We start from the raw sequence: 13,807 nt of genomic DNA on the forward strand, positions 1-13,807 counted from the left end.
CTTGCCTAAGTACTTAAGAAAGCACTTGCGACATCAGCAGCGCATCCTCACGCCCGGCGGCGGCTAGCGTTGGTAGCGGTGGATAATAGCCTTTGCGGCGCCCGTCTTCGCTAAAGCCACTGCGCTGATAAAGCCGAATAGCGCTAAGGTTGCCCACCCGCACTTCCAGCAGCAGCCGTTCACTGGACCAGCCTTGTGCCGTGGTCAGTACCGCGTCCAGCAGCGCCAGACCCGTACCGTTTCGGCGCTGCTCGGGCAGTACGCCAATCGCTTGCAGTTCTGCCTCAAACGGCAGCCGCGCCACGATGGCGTAACCCACCAAGACGTCGCCCTGCCACCCGCCCAACACGCAGGTATCTTGGCTGCCTAACGCTTCAAGCATCTGCGACTTAGCGGTGCCGCTCTGCGCCTGCTGTTCGAGTGCCATTAGCTGCGTAAGATGTTCAACATTGAGTTCAGTGATCACCCGTCGTCTGCCTCTCGCCAATAGAACCAACGTCCGCCCACTGCCGACCCAGCGCCTGCAGCGCCGGCCAGAAATCGCGCTTGCTCTGGGCACCCTCGAGCAGCGAGGCAAGCGCAGGACCCTGCCACACGGGCAGCGAGAGCGTTTGGCTTTGCCCATCGCTCACGTTGAGTATACGGTCCAGCGGCGCTTGGTCGGGGCCCAGCTCGCCCCACCAAAGCAGCCGCTCTAGCTGCCACCCCTGCCGGCTCACACTGCCGGCGACAAACGCCGCCAAGCCTTCGCGGGCTTCGTCCAATGGGTCCTCTACCGCAAAGGCGTTGGCCATTTGCGGCCAGGTAAAGTGGGTCACTGGCGGCAACGCCCCTCGCTGAATGCCCGCCGCCTGGAGCAAGTTGCCCAGCAGCTGCTGCTCAAGCGAACTCATTTCACCCGCCTGCAGCACCAGCCAGCGCCCCGCTAAGCACACACACGCGAGTGAAAACTTTAACGGCTCGGCAGGCGCCGCTGTTTCAGCACTCGGGGGCGCGGGTTGGGCCGCTGGCTGTTTTGCACTGCCCTGCGGTTCAGTATCCAGCAGTGCCCGCACCGCCGCAGGAGAAGCAATGGCTTCATCTGGCGGTTGGCGTTCGGGTGCTTGGGGTTTGGCCGTTTGAGGCCTGGCCATTTGTGATCTAGGCGCAGGGGCGTCGTCCAGCAACGCCTGCAGCCGCTCGCGTGGTGGCGTCGCGGCAGGCGTCGTGTCCTCCCACTCGCAGGCCTCGGTGGGCAGTGCATTGGGCAGCTGGTATTTAGCGGCCCAGGCGGTAATCCCCATGGCGTCCAGATAGTGACGCCGAGTAACTTCCTGGGTCACTGCCCGCCGCCGCGACAGTTGGGTGAATTGGGTCGTTCACCGCCCCGCGCCTGCCACTCGCTGGGGGTGTAAAGATGCAGCGCCAAGGCATGCACCGGGCCCGAGAGCTCATCGGCCAACAGTGCATAAATCTTTTGATGGCGCTTCACCGGCATCAGGCCGTCGAAAGTGTCGCTGACCAGGGTCACTTTGAAGTGGGTTTCCGAGTTAGCGGGCACGTTGTGCATGTGGCTTTCGTTTTCTACCTGCAGCACGTCGGGCGCGAGCGCCGTTAACTTCTGCTCAATCTGTGTCTGCAGCGTCATGAGGTTCTCCTTGGGATCATAAACCACTTTATTGTACGCGCTTACTGCGCCTTAGACGATGCCCGACGGGCGTGTAAGGCGCGTCTTGCCAGCGGCATGCGCGCTACGCTGGCCAATAGCGCCAGCAGCGTGGTTGCCGCGCCCAGCCAGAGCGTCACCTGCACCGGCCAACCCAGCGCCAGCGCAGCGCCGACGAGAGCCACCCCAAACGACTGCCCCACCGTGCGCGTGGTGCTCATTACGCCCGAGACGTTGGCGCTGCGCTCGGGTGGCAGGCTGCCCATCATCTCGCGGTTATTGGGCGGCTGAAACAAGCCGAAGCCAATCCCGCACAGCGCGGTGCGCCATAAGCTGCCGGCCACACCGGTTGCCTCATCCACCAGCGCTAATGCAATCAGGCCAACGATCAACAGCCCAAGTCCGCTGCTGGACAGCACACTGGGGTTAATATGATCGGCTAAGCGCCCTGCTATCGGCCCGACAATCATGATCGCCAATGGCCAGGGGGTGAACAGCCAGGCGGTTTCGAGCGGCGTAAACCCCATCTGCTCCTGGTAAAAAAACGACAGCGCCACAAACGTCAGCCCCTGGCCGATAAAGGCAAGCCCAGAGGCAGAGACGGCCAGCGTGAAACGCCGCTCGGCAAAGACACTAAGCGGTAATAACGGGTAGGGAGCACGCCGCTGACGCACGATAAACCCGCTACAGGCGATGGCCGCCAACATTGCCCAGCCCGCGCTTTGCCAAACCGGTGCGGCATGGCTCACGGCATCCATGGCAATAAAGAAGCTGGCCAGCATCACCATCGAGAGCAGCGCCCCGGCCACATCAAAACTGCCTTTGCGCGGTTCTTCCCGGGGCAAGGCCCGCTTGGCCAGCCACAGCGAGCAAAGCCCCAGCGGCACATTTAACGCAAACAGCCAGGGCCAGTCAGCAAAAGAGAGAATCACTCCGCTTAGCGTGGGGCCTGCGGCGTAACCACCGGCCACGACCAAGGCGCTTAATCCCAACGCACTCCCCAACAGCCGCGAGGGAAAAATTGCCCGATAGAGCGATGGCCCGATCGACAGCGTCGCGGCCGCGCCTAGCCCCTGAAGGGCACGAAATACCAGCAGCGTTTCCAAATTGCGCGACAAGGCAGCGCCCAGCGCGGCGGCGACAAAGGTGCCCAACCCGAATAGATAAAGCCGACGGCGGGTAACCAGTTCACTGATACCCGCAAACACCAGCAAGAAAGCGGCACACACCACCTGAAACAGGTTGGTGATCCATACTGCCCGGGAAGCCGACACGTTTAAATCGGCGGCAATGGTAGGCAGCGCCAGGTTGATCATGGTGGTATCAACCACTGCCATTAACGTGCCGGTCACCAGCGCCAACACGGCAAGGACGCGCTCAGGGCCTGGCAGGCCATCGTCGCCGGGGCGGGTTTCAAACAGTCGCATGCAAGAGTTCCTAGGGAGGATAGCGGCTAAACGAAACGGCCAAGCGTCTAAAACCAACTGACCAACACAATGAAACCGGCCTAAGCCGGTTTCGAAGTGCGCTGTTTAGCTTACTTAAAATTTAGCTTACTTAAAATATTAGCATGCTAATCCTGCTCGCTGTCGAGTAGTAACGCATCATCGACTTCTGAGATTTCCAGGGGTGTTTCGTCGTCCAGGTCAATCGCTAGATAGCTGTGTTCGACGCGCACAAATTCCTGAAATAGCGCCCAATCCAGTTTATCCGGCCACTGGCGCTCGTCCTCTTCCCAAGCGCGCAGCTCGGTCTCGAGGATTGCCACGTAGCGCTCGCGCACAAAGGTTTCCAGCGCTTCAGGCGTATCCATTTCAGGAATCAGGTAAATGGTACTTTCACGTTCGACGTCGTCCAGGGTCAGGTCGTCATCTCCCATGGTGGGTTCCAGCGCGTTGATCCAGTCCACAAAGGGCTGGGTCGGCCTGACGCTCAGTGCGGAGCGGTTAAGCAGTTTCATGGGATTCTCCTCGCCGTCGAAACGTTGATCATTATGGGCGCTATAATGCGCCCTTACCAACTTTTCATCCGCTATCTGGCTAGATAAGCGTAGGTTTAGCCTACTTCAGGGCGCATTGCCGGAAACAGCAGCACATCACGAATCGAGGCGCTGTCGGTAAACAGCATTACCAGGCGGTCAATGCCGATGCCCTCACCGGCAGTAGGCGGCATGCCATACTCCAACGCGCGCACGTAATCGGCGTCGTAATACATCGCTTCCAGATCCCCGGCGTCCTTTTCCGCAGACTGCTCACGGAAGCGCTCGGCCTGGTCTTCGGCGTCGTTAAGCTCCGAGAAACCATTGGCGATTTCGCGGCCACCGACAAAGAACTCAAAACGGTCAGTGACGAAGGGATTCGCGTCATTGCGCCGTGCCAAGGGGCTGACTTCCGCTGGGTACTCGGTAATAAAGGTCGGCTGATCGAGCTTCTCCTCGGCCACCGCTTCAAAGATTTCCGTTTGCACCTTACCCAGGCCCCAACTCGCTTTGACCTTAATGCCGAGCTTTTCCGCGGTGACAGCTGCCGCGTCCAGCGAATCCAAATCGCTGTCGGCAATACCCTCACCATGATCAAGAATCGCCTGGCGCAGCGTCAAACGGGCAAACGGTTTGCCGAAATCGTAGCTGGCGCCCTGATACTCAATCACCGCACTGCCCAGCACTTCTTCGGCCGCGGTGCGCAGCATGGCTTCGGTCATGTCCAGCAAGTCGCGGTAATCCGCATAGGCCCAGTAGAACTCCACCATGGTGAACTCTGGGTTGTGACGGGTCGAAAGCCCTTCGTTGCGGAAATTGCGGTTAATTTCAAACACTTTTTCGAAGCCGCCCACCACCAGCCGCTTGAGATACAGCTCCGGCGCAATACGCAGATACATGTCGATATCAAGCGCATTATGGTGGGTGATAAAGGGACGCGCTGCGGCACCGCCAGGGATCGGCTGAAGCATCGGCGTTTCTACTTCCATAAACCCGCGGGCTTCAAAGAAGCGGCGCATGGAGCTGATCACCGCGGCGCGGGTTTCAAATACCTTGCGCGACTGCGGATTCATGATCAGGTCCACGTAGCGCTGGCGGTAGCGGGCTTCCGTGTCGGTGAGGCCGTGGAACTTATCCGGCAGCGGGCGCAGGCTCTTGGTGAGCAGCTGCGCCTCTTTCATCATCACGTACAGATCGCCCTTGCCGGATTTATGCACCGGACCATGGGCGGCGACGATATCACCGATATCCCAGCTTTTAACGTCTTCCAGCACTTCAGCAGGCAGGCCTTTTTTATCCACGTAGAGCTGGATTTGCCCGGCCACATCCTGAATCACGATGAAAGGCCCGCGTTGGCGCATCACACGGCCCGCCACCGAGGCGTGGTGGTCCAACGTTTCCAGCTCGGCCTTGTCTTTATCGCCGAAGGCGTTTTGCAGCTCGACGGTTAGGCTGTCGCGGCGAAAATCATTGGGAAAGGCACTCTTGCCCTGCTCAGCAGCACGCTCGCGGCGAGTGGCAAGCTTGGCTCGGCGCTCGGCGATCAGGTGGTTTTCGTTATCGAGAGAAGACGCGTCTTGGTTCGCCATGGGGCACCCTGTTCATGTTCAAACGCTAAAAAATTACAAGCCTTGCTTCAAGCTGGCGACGATAAATTGGTCAATATCCCCGTCGAGCACTTTTTCGCAGTTGCTGGATTGCACGCTGGTGCGCAAATCCTTGATGCGCTGATCATCAAGCACGTAAGAGCGGATCTGACTGCCCCAGCCGATATCGGCCTTGGAGTCCTCGGCCTCCTGCTTGGCGGCATTGCGCTTTTGCATCTCGTGTTCCCACAGCCGCGCTTTCAGCTGCTTCATGGCAAAATCGCGGTTGGCGTGCTGGCTGCGTTGCCCCTGGCAGGCCACCACGATGCCGGTCGGCTCGTGGGTAATCCGCACCGCTGAATCGGTGGTGTTAACGTGCTGACCGCCCGCGCCGCTGGAGCGGTAGGTATCAACGCGCAAATCCGAGGGATTAATCTCCACCTCAAAGCTGTCATCAATTTCCGGTGACAAAAACACCGAGGCAAAGGAGGTATGCCGACGGCCGCCGGAATCAAACGGGCTTTTGCGTACCAGCCGGTGTACGCCGGTTTCGGTGCGCAGCCAGCCAAAGGCGTAATCGCCCTGGATATGCACCGTGGCCGACTTTATACCCGCCACGTCGCCGGCGGAGATTTCGCTGATATCGGCTTTGAAACCGTGGCTCTCCGCCCAGCGCAGGTACATGCGCAGTAAAATATTGGCCCAATCCTGCGCTTCGGTACCGCCAGAGCCGGACTGAATTTCCAGGTAGGCGTTATTTTGATCCATTTCGCCGGAAAACATGCGACGAAATTCCAGCTTTTCTAACGCCGCCTGCATGCTATCCAGCTCTTTGCGCACTTCATCAACCGTGCTTTCGTCGTCTTCCATTTCGGCAAGCTCAAGCAGATCCCGGCTATCGCCCAAGCCCTGTTCAAGGTCGTCAATGGTGGCCACGATGGCTTCGAGGGAGGCGCGCTCTTTGCCTAACTTCTGCGCGTAGTCTGGATCGTTCCAGACATTGGGGTCTTCCAGCTCGCGGGTGACCTCTTCTAGCCGATCTTTCTTTTCGGCATAGTCAAAGATACCCCCTAAGAACGGCTGTCCGCTCAGACAGGTCCTTGAGCTGGTTGTGAATCGGATTAGTTTCCAACATGGAATCGCCCTTGCTTGGTCTGCGCCGGATCGTAAAAGGTGTATCGATCCGAAAGCGCACAGTGTAGCGAAATTGGCTGCCAACAGCCATGCGAGCCTGTCGGGCGTAACGCCTTCAGTATCGAAATTGCGCATAGCTGCATGTTTAATTTCTTATAGACGCCTGCTTTTCAGCGATGCTAATACTTAACTAGCAAGCAAATAGTCAAACAACCGTATTAGAACAATATTGGAGGGATCAATATGCTAAACACTCGCACTCTCGTGGGCTCTATAGCGCTGGCGTTAAGCGCCGCGGCCCCTCTCCAGGCGGACACGCTTCGCTTAGCGATTATGGGCGAACCGGCCTCGCTCGACCCGCATAAAATCAGCGGCACCTGGGAAAACGACGTGGTGGGCGACCTTTTTGAAGGGCTTGTCACTGAAGCCGCCGATGGGTCGCGTATCCCCGGCGTTGCAGAGTCCTGGGAAGTCTCCGCTGACGGCACCGTGTATACCTTCACATTGAGAGACGACGCCAAATGGTCGGACGGTGAACCCGTCACTGCTGATGATTTTGTATTCGCCTTTCAGCGCATTTTAGCGCCAGCCACCGCCGCTAATTACGCCTATTTGCTGTATCCGGTTAAAAACGCCGAAGCCGTCTACGCGGGCGACGCTGAAACAAGCACGCTGGGTATCGAGGCCTTAGACGCGACCACCCTGCAAATAACCCTTGAACGTTCAACGCCTTACTTTTTAGACCAGCTCTCCCACTATACCGCCTACCCGTTGCCCAGCCACACGGTAGAGACGTACGGCAACGACTGGTCACAACCAGACAACATGGTCTCAAATGGCGCTTTTCAGCTAGATGAATGGCAGTCACAAACGCGTATAACGGCATCGCGCAACCCTTACTTTCACGACGTTGACAACGTCGCCCTTGAAGAAGTCGTCTACTACCCTATCGAAGAGCGCAATACGGCACTAAACCGCTTCCGTGCCGGCGAAATCGATATTGCCCGGGAGTTCCCCACCCAGCGCTACGACTGGCTGATGGATAACCTACCCGAGGCGGTTCAGGTAGCCCCTTACCTGGGCATCTATTACTACGCTTTCAATACCCGCAATGGCCATCCAACGGCGGATCCGCGAGTGCGTGAAGCCCTCAGCCTCGCCGTCCGCCGGGAAGTCATTACCGACCAAATACTGGGTACCGGCGAGGTGCCTGCGTATAGTTTCGTGCCGCCTAACGTCAGCCATTACGAGGCGCCCACGCTTAGTTTCGCCGAGCTTTCTCAGGATGAGCGACTGGAGCGCGCCCGGGATTTGCTGCAAGAAGCGGGCTACGGCCCTGATAATCCGCTAGAACTCATGCTGCGCTATAACACCAGCGAGGATCACCGCAAGGTCGCCATCGCCCTTGCCGCGATGTGGAAGCCCCTTGGCGTTGAGGTTGATCTGTTTAATTCAGAGGTTGCCGTTCACTACTCGGATATTCGTCAGGGTGACTTCGACGTTGCCCGCGCAGGCTGGATCGGTGACTACAACGACGCGCAAAACTTCTTAAGCCTGTTGGAAAGCAACGTGGCGAATAACTACGGCGCCTACAGCTCGGCTGAATTTGATGCGTTGATGAGCGAGGCAGCCAATACCCAAGACATGGATGCCCGCGCCGAACTGATGGCCGAGGCTGAAGCCATCGCCCTTGAGGATAGCGCAACGTTGCCCATCTATTACTATGTCTCGCGCAACCTTGTCAGCCCTGACCTGGAGGGCTGGGAAACGAATATTGAGGATATCCACCGCTCACGCTGGATTCACTTTGACAATTAATTCCCGTTAATTCGTCGTTCTATACCACGACTGACTGCCGCTACATCCTCAGGCCCCTGGCCTGAGGAGCGAGGCCCGATAATGCTCAGCTACACTCTTAAACGCTTACTGCAGGCGATCCCGACGCTATGGATTGTGATTACCCTGTCGTTCTTTTTAATGCACCTGGCGCCCGGCGGGCCTTTCGACGGCGAGCGTCAACTCCCGCCGGAAATAGAGGCCAACCTACTGGCCTCGTACGGCCTGGACAAACCCGTTTGGGCGCAATATTTCACCTATATGGGGAACCTACTTCAAGGCGACCTGGGCCCCTCGTTTAAATACAAGGATTTTTCGGTCACTGAACTCGTCGCTCAAGGCTTCCCTGTCAGCCTTGAATTGGGTATGTGGGCGATCGGCCTAGCACTTCTGGTGGGGATTCCCATGGGGGTGATTGCCGCACTTAAACGCAACTCTACCGTGGACTATATGGTCATGGGCACGGCGCTGGCCGGGGTGGCCATTCCCAACTTTGTGATTGCCCCGCTACTGGCGCTGGTATTCGGTGTCTTTCTCGCCTGGTTACCGGTCGGCGGCTGGAACGACGGTCATTGGAAAAACATGATTCTCCCCGTTGTAGCGCTCTCTATACAGCAGATTGCGTATATTGCGCGGATGATGCGCGCCAGCATGATCGAAGTACTGGGCAGCCATTTTGTTCGCACGGCCCGCGCCAAAGGCCTTAGCGAGATCGCCGTGATCTTTCGTCACGCCCTGCGTCCGGCAATGCTCCCGGTTATCTCCTACCTAGGGCCCGCCATTGCTGGGATTATTACCGGCTCGGTGGTGATTGAACAGATTTTCGGTATTCCCGGCATTGGCCGCTACTTTGTCCAGGCTGCGCTCAATCGCGACTACACCCTGGTGATGGGCACGGTGGTTTTTTACGGCGCTCTGATTGTCCTTTTCAACCTAATTGTCGATTTACTCTACTCGGCTCTGGACCCGCAAATTCGCTATGATAATGAATAATGCAACCTCGGCCCCGCCGGTCGCCAGCAACAGCCTGGGGCGTGAAGCCTGGCGGCGGCTTCGCCAAAACAGTGCGGCGACCGCTAGCCTGGTACTCCTCATCATTATTGCCCTGGCCTGCTTATTGGGCCCCTGGCTAACCCCTTGGGCACTTGATGAAGTGGACTGGAACGCCTTTTTAGCCCCACCCAGCATCGAAAGTGGCCACTACGCCGGCACTGACGCCAACGGCCGCGACTTGCTCACACGGGTATTTCACGGCGGGCAAATTTCGCTCTCGGTGGCCTTGGTGGCAACCCTCGTTTCCCTGGTTATCGGCGTTCTTTACGGTGCGATTGCGGGTTACGTGGGTGGCCGAGTCGACAACCTGATGATGCGCTTTGTCGACATCATGTACTCGCTGCCGTTTATGTTTATGGTGATCCTGCTGATGGTGGTGTTTGGGCGTAACATCCTGCTGATCTACGCCGCCATTGGCGCCGTTGAATGGCTCGATATGTCGCGCATTGTGCGCGGACAGGTACTCGCCTTAAAACGTCGCGAATTCGTAGAAGCCGCCCATGCGCTGGGCGTCAGCAGCTTTAAGATCGTCACACGCCACCTGATTCCCAATGCCATTGGGCCGGTGATTATCTACGTAACCCTCACCGTCCCCAAGGTCATTTTGCTGGAAAGCTTTCTCTCCTTTCTGGGCCTCGGTGTTCAAGAGCCCCTGACCAGCTGGGGAGTACTGATTAGCGAGGGCAAAGACATGATGGAAACGGCGCCGTGGATGCTGATTATCCCCTCTGCCTTTCTAGCCATCACGCTGCTGTGCCTAAACTTTCTCGGCGACGGTCTGCGTGACGCCTTAGATCCCAAAACTCGCTAATAAAAGACGCGCTAGCAAAACGCAAGGAATCTTCATGTCACAGCCATTATTGGAATTCGACCGTCTGCGGGTCGACTTCGACCTTCCCAATGGCACCGTTACGGCTGTCAAAGACGTTAGCTTTACCCTTCGTAAAGGCGAGACGCTGGCGTTAGTCGGCGAATCGGGCTCGGGCAAGTCGATCACGTCGACCGCCGTGATGGGGCTACTCCCCGAGCTGGCTCGCGCCACCGGCACCATTCGCTGGCATGGCGGCTCGGGCGATGAAAATTTACTCACCGTCAACCGTAAGCGCCTGCGGGCCATCCGCGGCAACGAGATCTCAATGATCTTCCAGGAGCCGATGACCTCGCTCAACCCCATGCACCGCGTGGGCAGGCAGATTCGTGAAGTCCTGCATAAGCACACGCCCTTGCGGGGCAACAACGCGTATCTGCGGGTAGTGGAGCTACTCGAACAGGTGGGGATTCCCGAGCCCAAGCGCCGCATCGACAGCTATCCTCACGAGCTATCCGGCGGCCAACGCCAGCGGGTAATGATTGCCATGGCGCTGGCTTGCGAACCGCAGCTGCTGATTGCCGATGAGCCGACCACTGCCCTGGATGTCACCGTCCAGGCGCAGATTCTTGCGCTGCTGAAAGACCTCCAGGCCCGCTATGGCATGGCGATCCTGTTTATCACCCACGACCTGGGGGTTGTTCGTCACTTAGCTGATAGCGTGTGCGTTATGCAACACGGCGAAATCGTCGAAGCCGGGGCCACCAAGGCGCTGTTTCAAGCGCCTCAACACCCTTACACCCAGATGCTGATTGACGCCAATCCCAGTGGCCATAAGGCAGCCGTTCCCGACTCAGCGCCCGTTCTGCTCACCGCGCAGCACATTGGCGTTCGCTTCCCGATCACAAAACGCCTGTTTGGCCCCAACCGCTATTTTGAAGCGGTGAAAAACATCGACCTCACGCTGCGCAAAGGCCAAACCCTAGGCATCGTAGGCGAATCCGGGTCAGGTAAAACCACCCTAGGCCGCGCACTTCTTCGCCTGGTAAAAAGTCACGGCAATATACATTTCGATGACATTGACGTTGGCCAACTTGACCGCGCGGGCATGCGCCCGCTGAGATCGCGTATGCAAGTGGTCTTTCAAGACCCCTTTGGCTCGCTTTCCCCACGCATGACGGTGGGCGAGATCATTGGTGAGGGGTTGCGCGTTCATCAGCCGCTGCTAAGGCGCGCCGAACGCGACGACCAGGTTATCCAGGCCCTTGAAGAAGTCGCCCTGGACCCAGCTCACCGGCACCGCTACCCCCATGAATTTTCCGGTGGCCAGCGCCAACGCATTGCCATCGCTCGGGCCCTGGTCGTTAAGCCCGAGTTTCTGCTGCTTGACGAACCGACTTCGGCCCTCGACCGTTCGGTGCAAATGACCGTGATTAAGCTGTTACGCGATTTACAGCAGCGCCACGGGTTAACCTACTTATTTATTAGCCATGACCTTGCCGTGGTGCGCGCACTGGCCGATGAGGTCATCGTGATGCGCCAAGGCGAAATCATTGAGCAAAACGACACCCAATCGCTGTTCAACGCCCCCCGCGAGACGTATACCCGCGAACTGATGCGCGCGGCTTTCCTGGACAGCCCAGCGGCATAGGCGGCAGCACGCTATTAACCAAAAAACCCGGCCGAGGCCGGGTTTATCGCTACTGCTGATTAGCGCATTAGAAACGGTAGGTCAGCTGAGCACCGAAGCCGTGGGCTTCGTTTTTGTAGTCGGCTGAGTAGGTTGAAGTTATTGTACCGCCAGCATCAGTACGGCTTTGGTCAACTTGGGTGCTTCGCTCTGTTAAATAAGAGTAAGCCACATCAATCGTCATGTCCTCAGTGGGGCTCCAGCCAGCACCAAGAGAGAATATCCGACGGTCATCAGACGGAATACGTGCACTGCGGAACTGGTCACTGGTTGGAGTTTTGTCCAGTGTTACCCCAGCACGAAGGACAAGCTGTGAGTTCCATTGGTACTCACCACCCACAGCGTAAGCCCAAGCATCTGAATAATCCTGCTCTTCAAACGTAATGGTTTCCCCACGTGGACCGGTTACTAAAATTTCATCAAAACGATCCCAGCGAGTCCAAGATGCACCAAACATCAGTTTCAGCTTCTCACTCATTTGCTGAGTAACTGAAAAGTTGATTGTTTCAGGCGTATCCAAATCCAGTTGAGCACTTTTATCCTGGCTCTCACCAGTGAGAGGGTTTACATAGACATTGCCATCAGAATCTACAGCCTTATAGTCACCCTCCAGGGTATAACTCACCTTTGAACGGTAGGTAAGACCTAATGTTGTTTCGGGAACAGGCCGATAAATAGCACCTATATTGTAACCAATCCCATCGTCTTCCCCATCAATGCGAGCATCAAGCTCTTGAAAACCTGTAGGTGTTGCACCTGTAAAAGTAAACGTCGGCACCTGCCGCTTGAGCTCACCTTCCACTCGATTAAACGTAACCCCGGCGCCCACTGAAAACTGATCATTAAAACGATAAGACACCGTCGGCTGGGCGCTCATGACTGTTAGCTCGGTATAATTACCAAGGTTTCGCCCGATAAATCCATCTTCGTAATCTGTTTTAGAGCCAAAGGGCGCATAAACACCGAAGCCAAACGCTAATTGTTCGTTCACCGGATGTGCATAGAAAGCATAGGGAATTAACGTCCCTGGGACCATATCGCCTTCGCTACTTCCTGTCACAGGTGCGCCATTGCGTGTGGCGCTAGCATTATCGATATCACTATTGACGTTTAGATATGTCCCGCCTACAGAAATTTGCGCTCGATCCAAGAAAGACATGCCGGCAGGGTTGCCGTAAACAATGGTCGCGTCTTCCACATTCGAGCTTCGCCCGGCGTGGCCATAGCCCTGCCCACTGACGCTCTGCTCGTTGATTTGATATCCGCCCGCGTGTGCTTGGCTGGCGAAGGCGGCGGCTGTAATAGCAGCGGCCAGGGTGAGCTTATTAAATTTATTATTCATAGTGGGCCTCTCTTCCCGATGATCCAGTGGATAACGTCGATCCACCCTCATTATTTTACATGACTGTTTTCTCGCAACTGGGCCAAAGGTTCAAGGGCAAACGCTCGTTTTATTTCATTTTTGACTTATACATTAGTCGCACGGTCGTTTTAAATCAGTGTTTTAGTCATTTTAGCGGTTCCATTACGCTACGCTTGACCTATGGGTTACCCATAGGTTTTACACTAAATAAACACATTAGTATCCCAGCTATTGATCCTGGCGAGGACCGCTATGAAAGTGAACGAGCTTGCCAAACGCGCTGGCGTCACCGCTGAAACCGTACGCCACTATGCTCGCGAACAGCTACTAGCCCCCGAGCGCCATCCGGATAACGGCTACCAGCTGTTCTCAGATACCGACTTAGAGCGGCTACACTTTATTCAACGAGCACGCAAATTAGGTTTTAGCGTGGCGGAAATTCGCGAAATACTCGCCCACGCCGACCAGGGCGACTCACCCTGCCCGCTGGTTCGCGACCTGCTGGCTAGCCGCCTGCCCCAGGTTCGGGCCCGCATCGCCGAGCTCGAAGCGCTAGCCCAGCGCATGGAGCATGCCCTCGCCAGCTGGCAAGACATGCCCGACGGCACCCCAGACGGTCACAGCGTGTGCCGGCTGATTGAAAGCTTTCCCGATGCAGCGCCCGCGAAGGAGACACCATGAGTGACACTAACGCCTCTACTAACGCCCCTAATA

The 13,807-nt window shown here is 57.0% G+C and carries 13 protein-coding genes; 5 read left to right on the forward strand and 8 right to left on the reverse strand.

Annotated features, from left to right (window positions below):
* Positions 1–13: 13 nt before the first annotated feature.
* The 7 genes from rimI to prfB form a co-directional block, all read right to left on the reverse strand.
* On the reverse strand, positions 14–466 hold the full coding sequence (rimI, locus tag HVA01_RS09035) for a ribosomal protein S18-alanine N-acetyltransferase (protein WP_146874984.1): 453 nt from the start codon (positions 464–466) through the stop codon (positions 14–16).
* Positions 456–1,322, reverse strand: coding sequence for a hypothetical protein (locus tag HVA01_RS09040; RefSeq protein ID WP_146874985.1), 867 nt, complete (start codon positions 1,320–1,322; stop codon positions 456–458). The genes rimI and HVA01_RS09040 overlap by 11 nt, the downstream gene beginning before the upstream one ends.
* Positions 1,319–1,627: a BolA family protein gene (locus HVA01_RS09045; RefSeq protein ID WP_146874986.1), complete on the reverse strand. Its 309-nt coding sequence runs from the start codon at positions 1,625–1,627 to the stop codon at positions 1,319–1,321. Before HVA01_RS09045 ends, HVA01_RS09040 begins: the two co-directional genes overlap by 4 nt.
* A gap of 41 nt (positions 1,628–1,668) precedes the next feature.
* Entirely contained in the window at positions 1,669–3,072 is a 1,404-nt protein-coding gene (locus HVA01_RS09050; protein ID WP_146874987.1) for an MFS transporter, read from the reverse strand.
* A gap of 146 nt (positions 3,073–3,218) precedes the next feature.
* Positions 3,219–3,605: a hypothetical protein gene (locus HVA01_RS09055; protein WP_146874988.1), complete on the reverse strand. Its 387-nt coding sequence runs from the start codon at positions 3,603–3,605 to the stop codon at positions 3,219–3,221.
* 95 nt (positions 3,606–3,700) lie between these two features.
* A complete protein-coding gene (lysS, locus tag HVA01_RS09060) occupies positions 3,701–5,212 on the reverse strand; it encodes a lysine--tRNA ligase (protein ID WP_146874989.1) in 1,512 nt (503 codons plus the stop codon).
* A 33-nt stretch (positions 5,213–5,245) separates the two neighbouring features.
* Positions 5,246–6,344, reverse strand: a protein-coding gene (prfB, locus tag HVA01_RS09065) for a peptide chain release factor 2 (protein ID WP_146874990.1) whose coding sequence is annotated in 2 segments (ribosomal slippage) — positions 5,246–6,268 and positions 6,270–6,344 — 1,098 coding nt in all. Because the reading frame shifts where the segments join, the coding sequence is not laid out codon by codon here.
* Between the two features lie 242 nt (positions 6,345–6,586).
* Between prfB and HVA01_RS09070 the strand changes: the two genes are divergently transcribed.
* From HVA01_RS09070 to HVA01_RS09085, 4 genes are all read left to right on the forward strand, one after another.
* Positions 6,587–8,161, forward strand: a complete 1,575-nt coding sequence (locus HVA01_RS09070) for a peptide ABC transporter substrate-binding protein (protein ID WP_146874991.1) — start codon at positions 6,587–6,589, stop codon at positions 8,159–8,161.
* A gap of 81 nt (positions 8,162–8,242) precedes the next feature.
* The gene (gene oppB / locus HVA01_RS09075; protein WP_146874992.1) at positions 8,243–9,172 is read left to right on the forward strand and encodes an oligopeptide ABC transporter permease OppB; all 930 of its coding nucleotides are present in this window, start codon (positions 8,243–8,245) and stop codon (positions 9,170–9,172) included.
* Positions 9,165–10,043 carry an ABC transporter permease subunit gene (locus HVA01_RS09080; RefSeq protein WP_146874993.1) on the forward strand — a complete coding sequence of 293 codons (879 nt, stop codon included), beginning with the start codon at positions 9,165–9,167 and terminating at the stop codon, positions 10,041–10,043. The genes oppB and HVA01_RS09080 overlap by 8 nt, the downstream gene beginning before the upstream one ends.
* 34 nt (positions 10,044–10,077) lie before the next feature.
* Positions 10,078–11,691, forward strand: coding sequence for an ABC transporter ATP-binding protein (locus HVA01_RS09085; RefSeq protein WP_146874994.1), 1,614 nt, complete (start codon positions 10,078–10,080; stop codon positions 11,689–11,691).
* A 67-nt stretch (positions 11,692–11,758) separates the two neighbouring features.
* On the opposite strand, the gene HVA01_RS09090 is transcribed toward HVA01_RS09085, so the two are convergent.
* The gene (locus HVA01_RS09090; RefSeq protein WP_146874995.1) at positions 11,759–13,072 is read right to left on the reverse strand and encodes an OmpP1/FadL family transporter; all 1,314 of its coding nucleotides are present in this window, start codon (positions 13,070–13,072) and stop codon (positions 11,759–11,761) included.
* Between the two features lie 273 nt (positions 13,073–13,345).
* On the opposite strand from HVA01_RS09090, the gene HVA01_RS09095 reads away from it, so the two are divergent.
* Entirely contained in the window at positions 13,346–13,774 is a 429-nt protein-coding gene (locus HVA01_RS09095) for a MerR family transcriptional regulator (protein WP_146874996.1), read from the forward strand.
* Positions 13,775–13,807 lie beyond the last annotated feature (33 nt).

The sequence above is a fragment of the Halovibrio variabilis genome (genome assembly GCF_007991175.1).
In the GTDB taxonomy this organism is placed as follows: domain Bacteria; phylum Pseudomonadota; class Gammaproteobacteria; order Pseudomonadales; family Halomonadaceae; genus Vreelandella; species Vreelandella variabilis.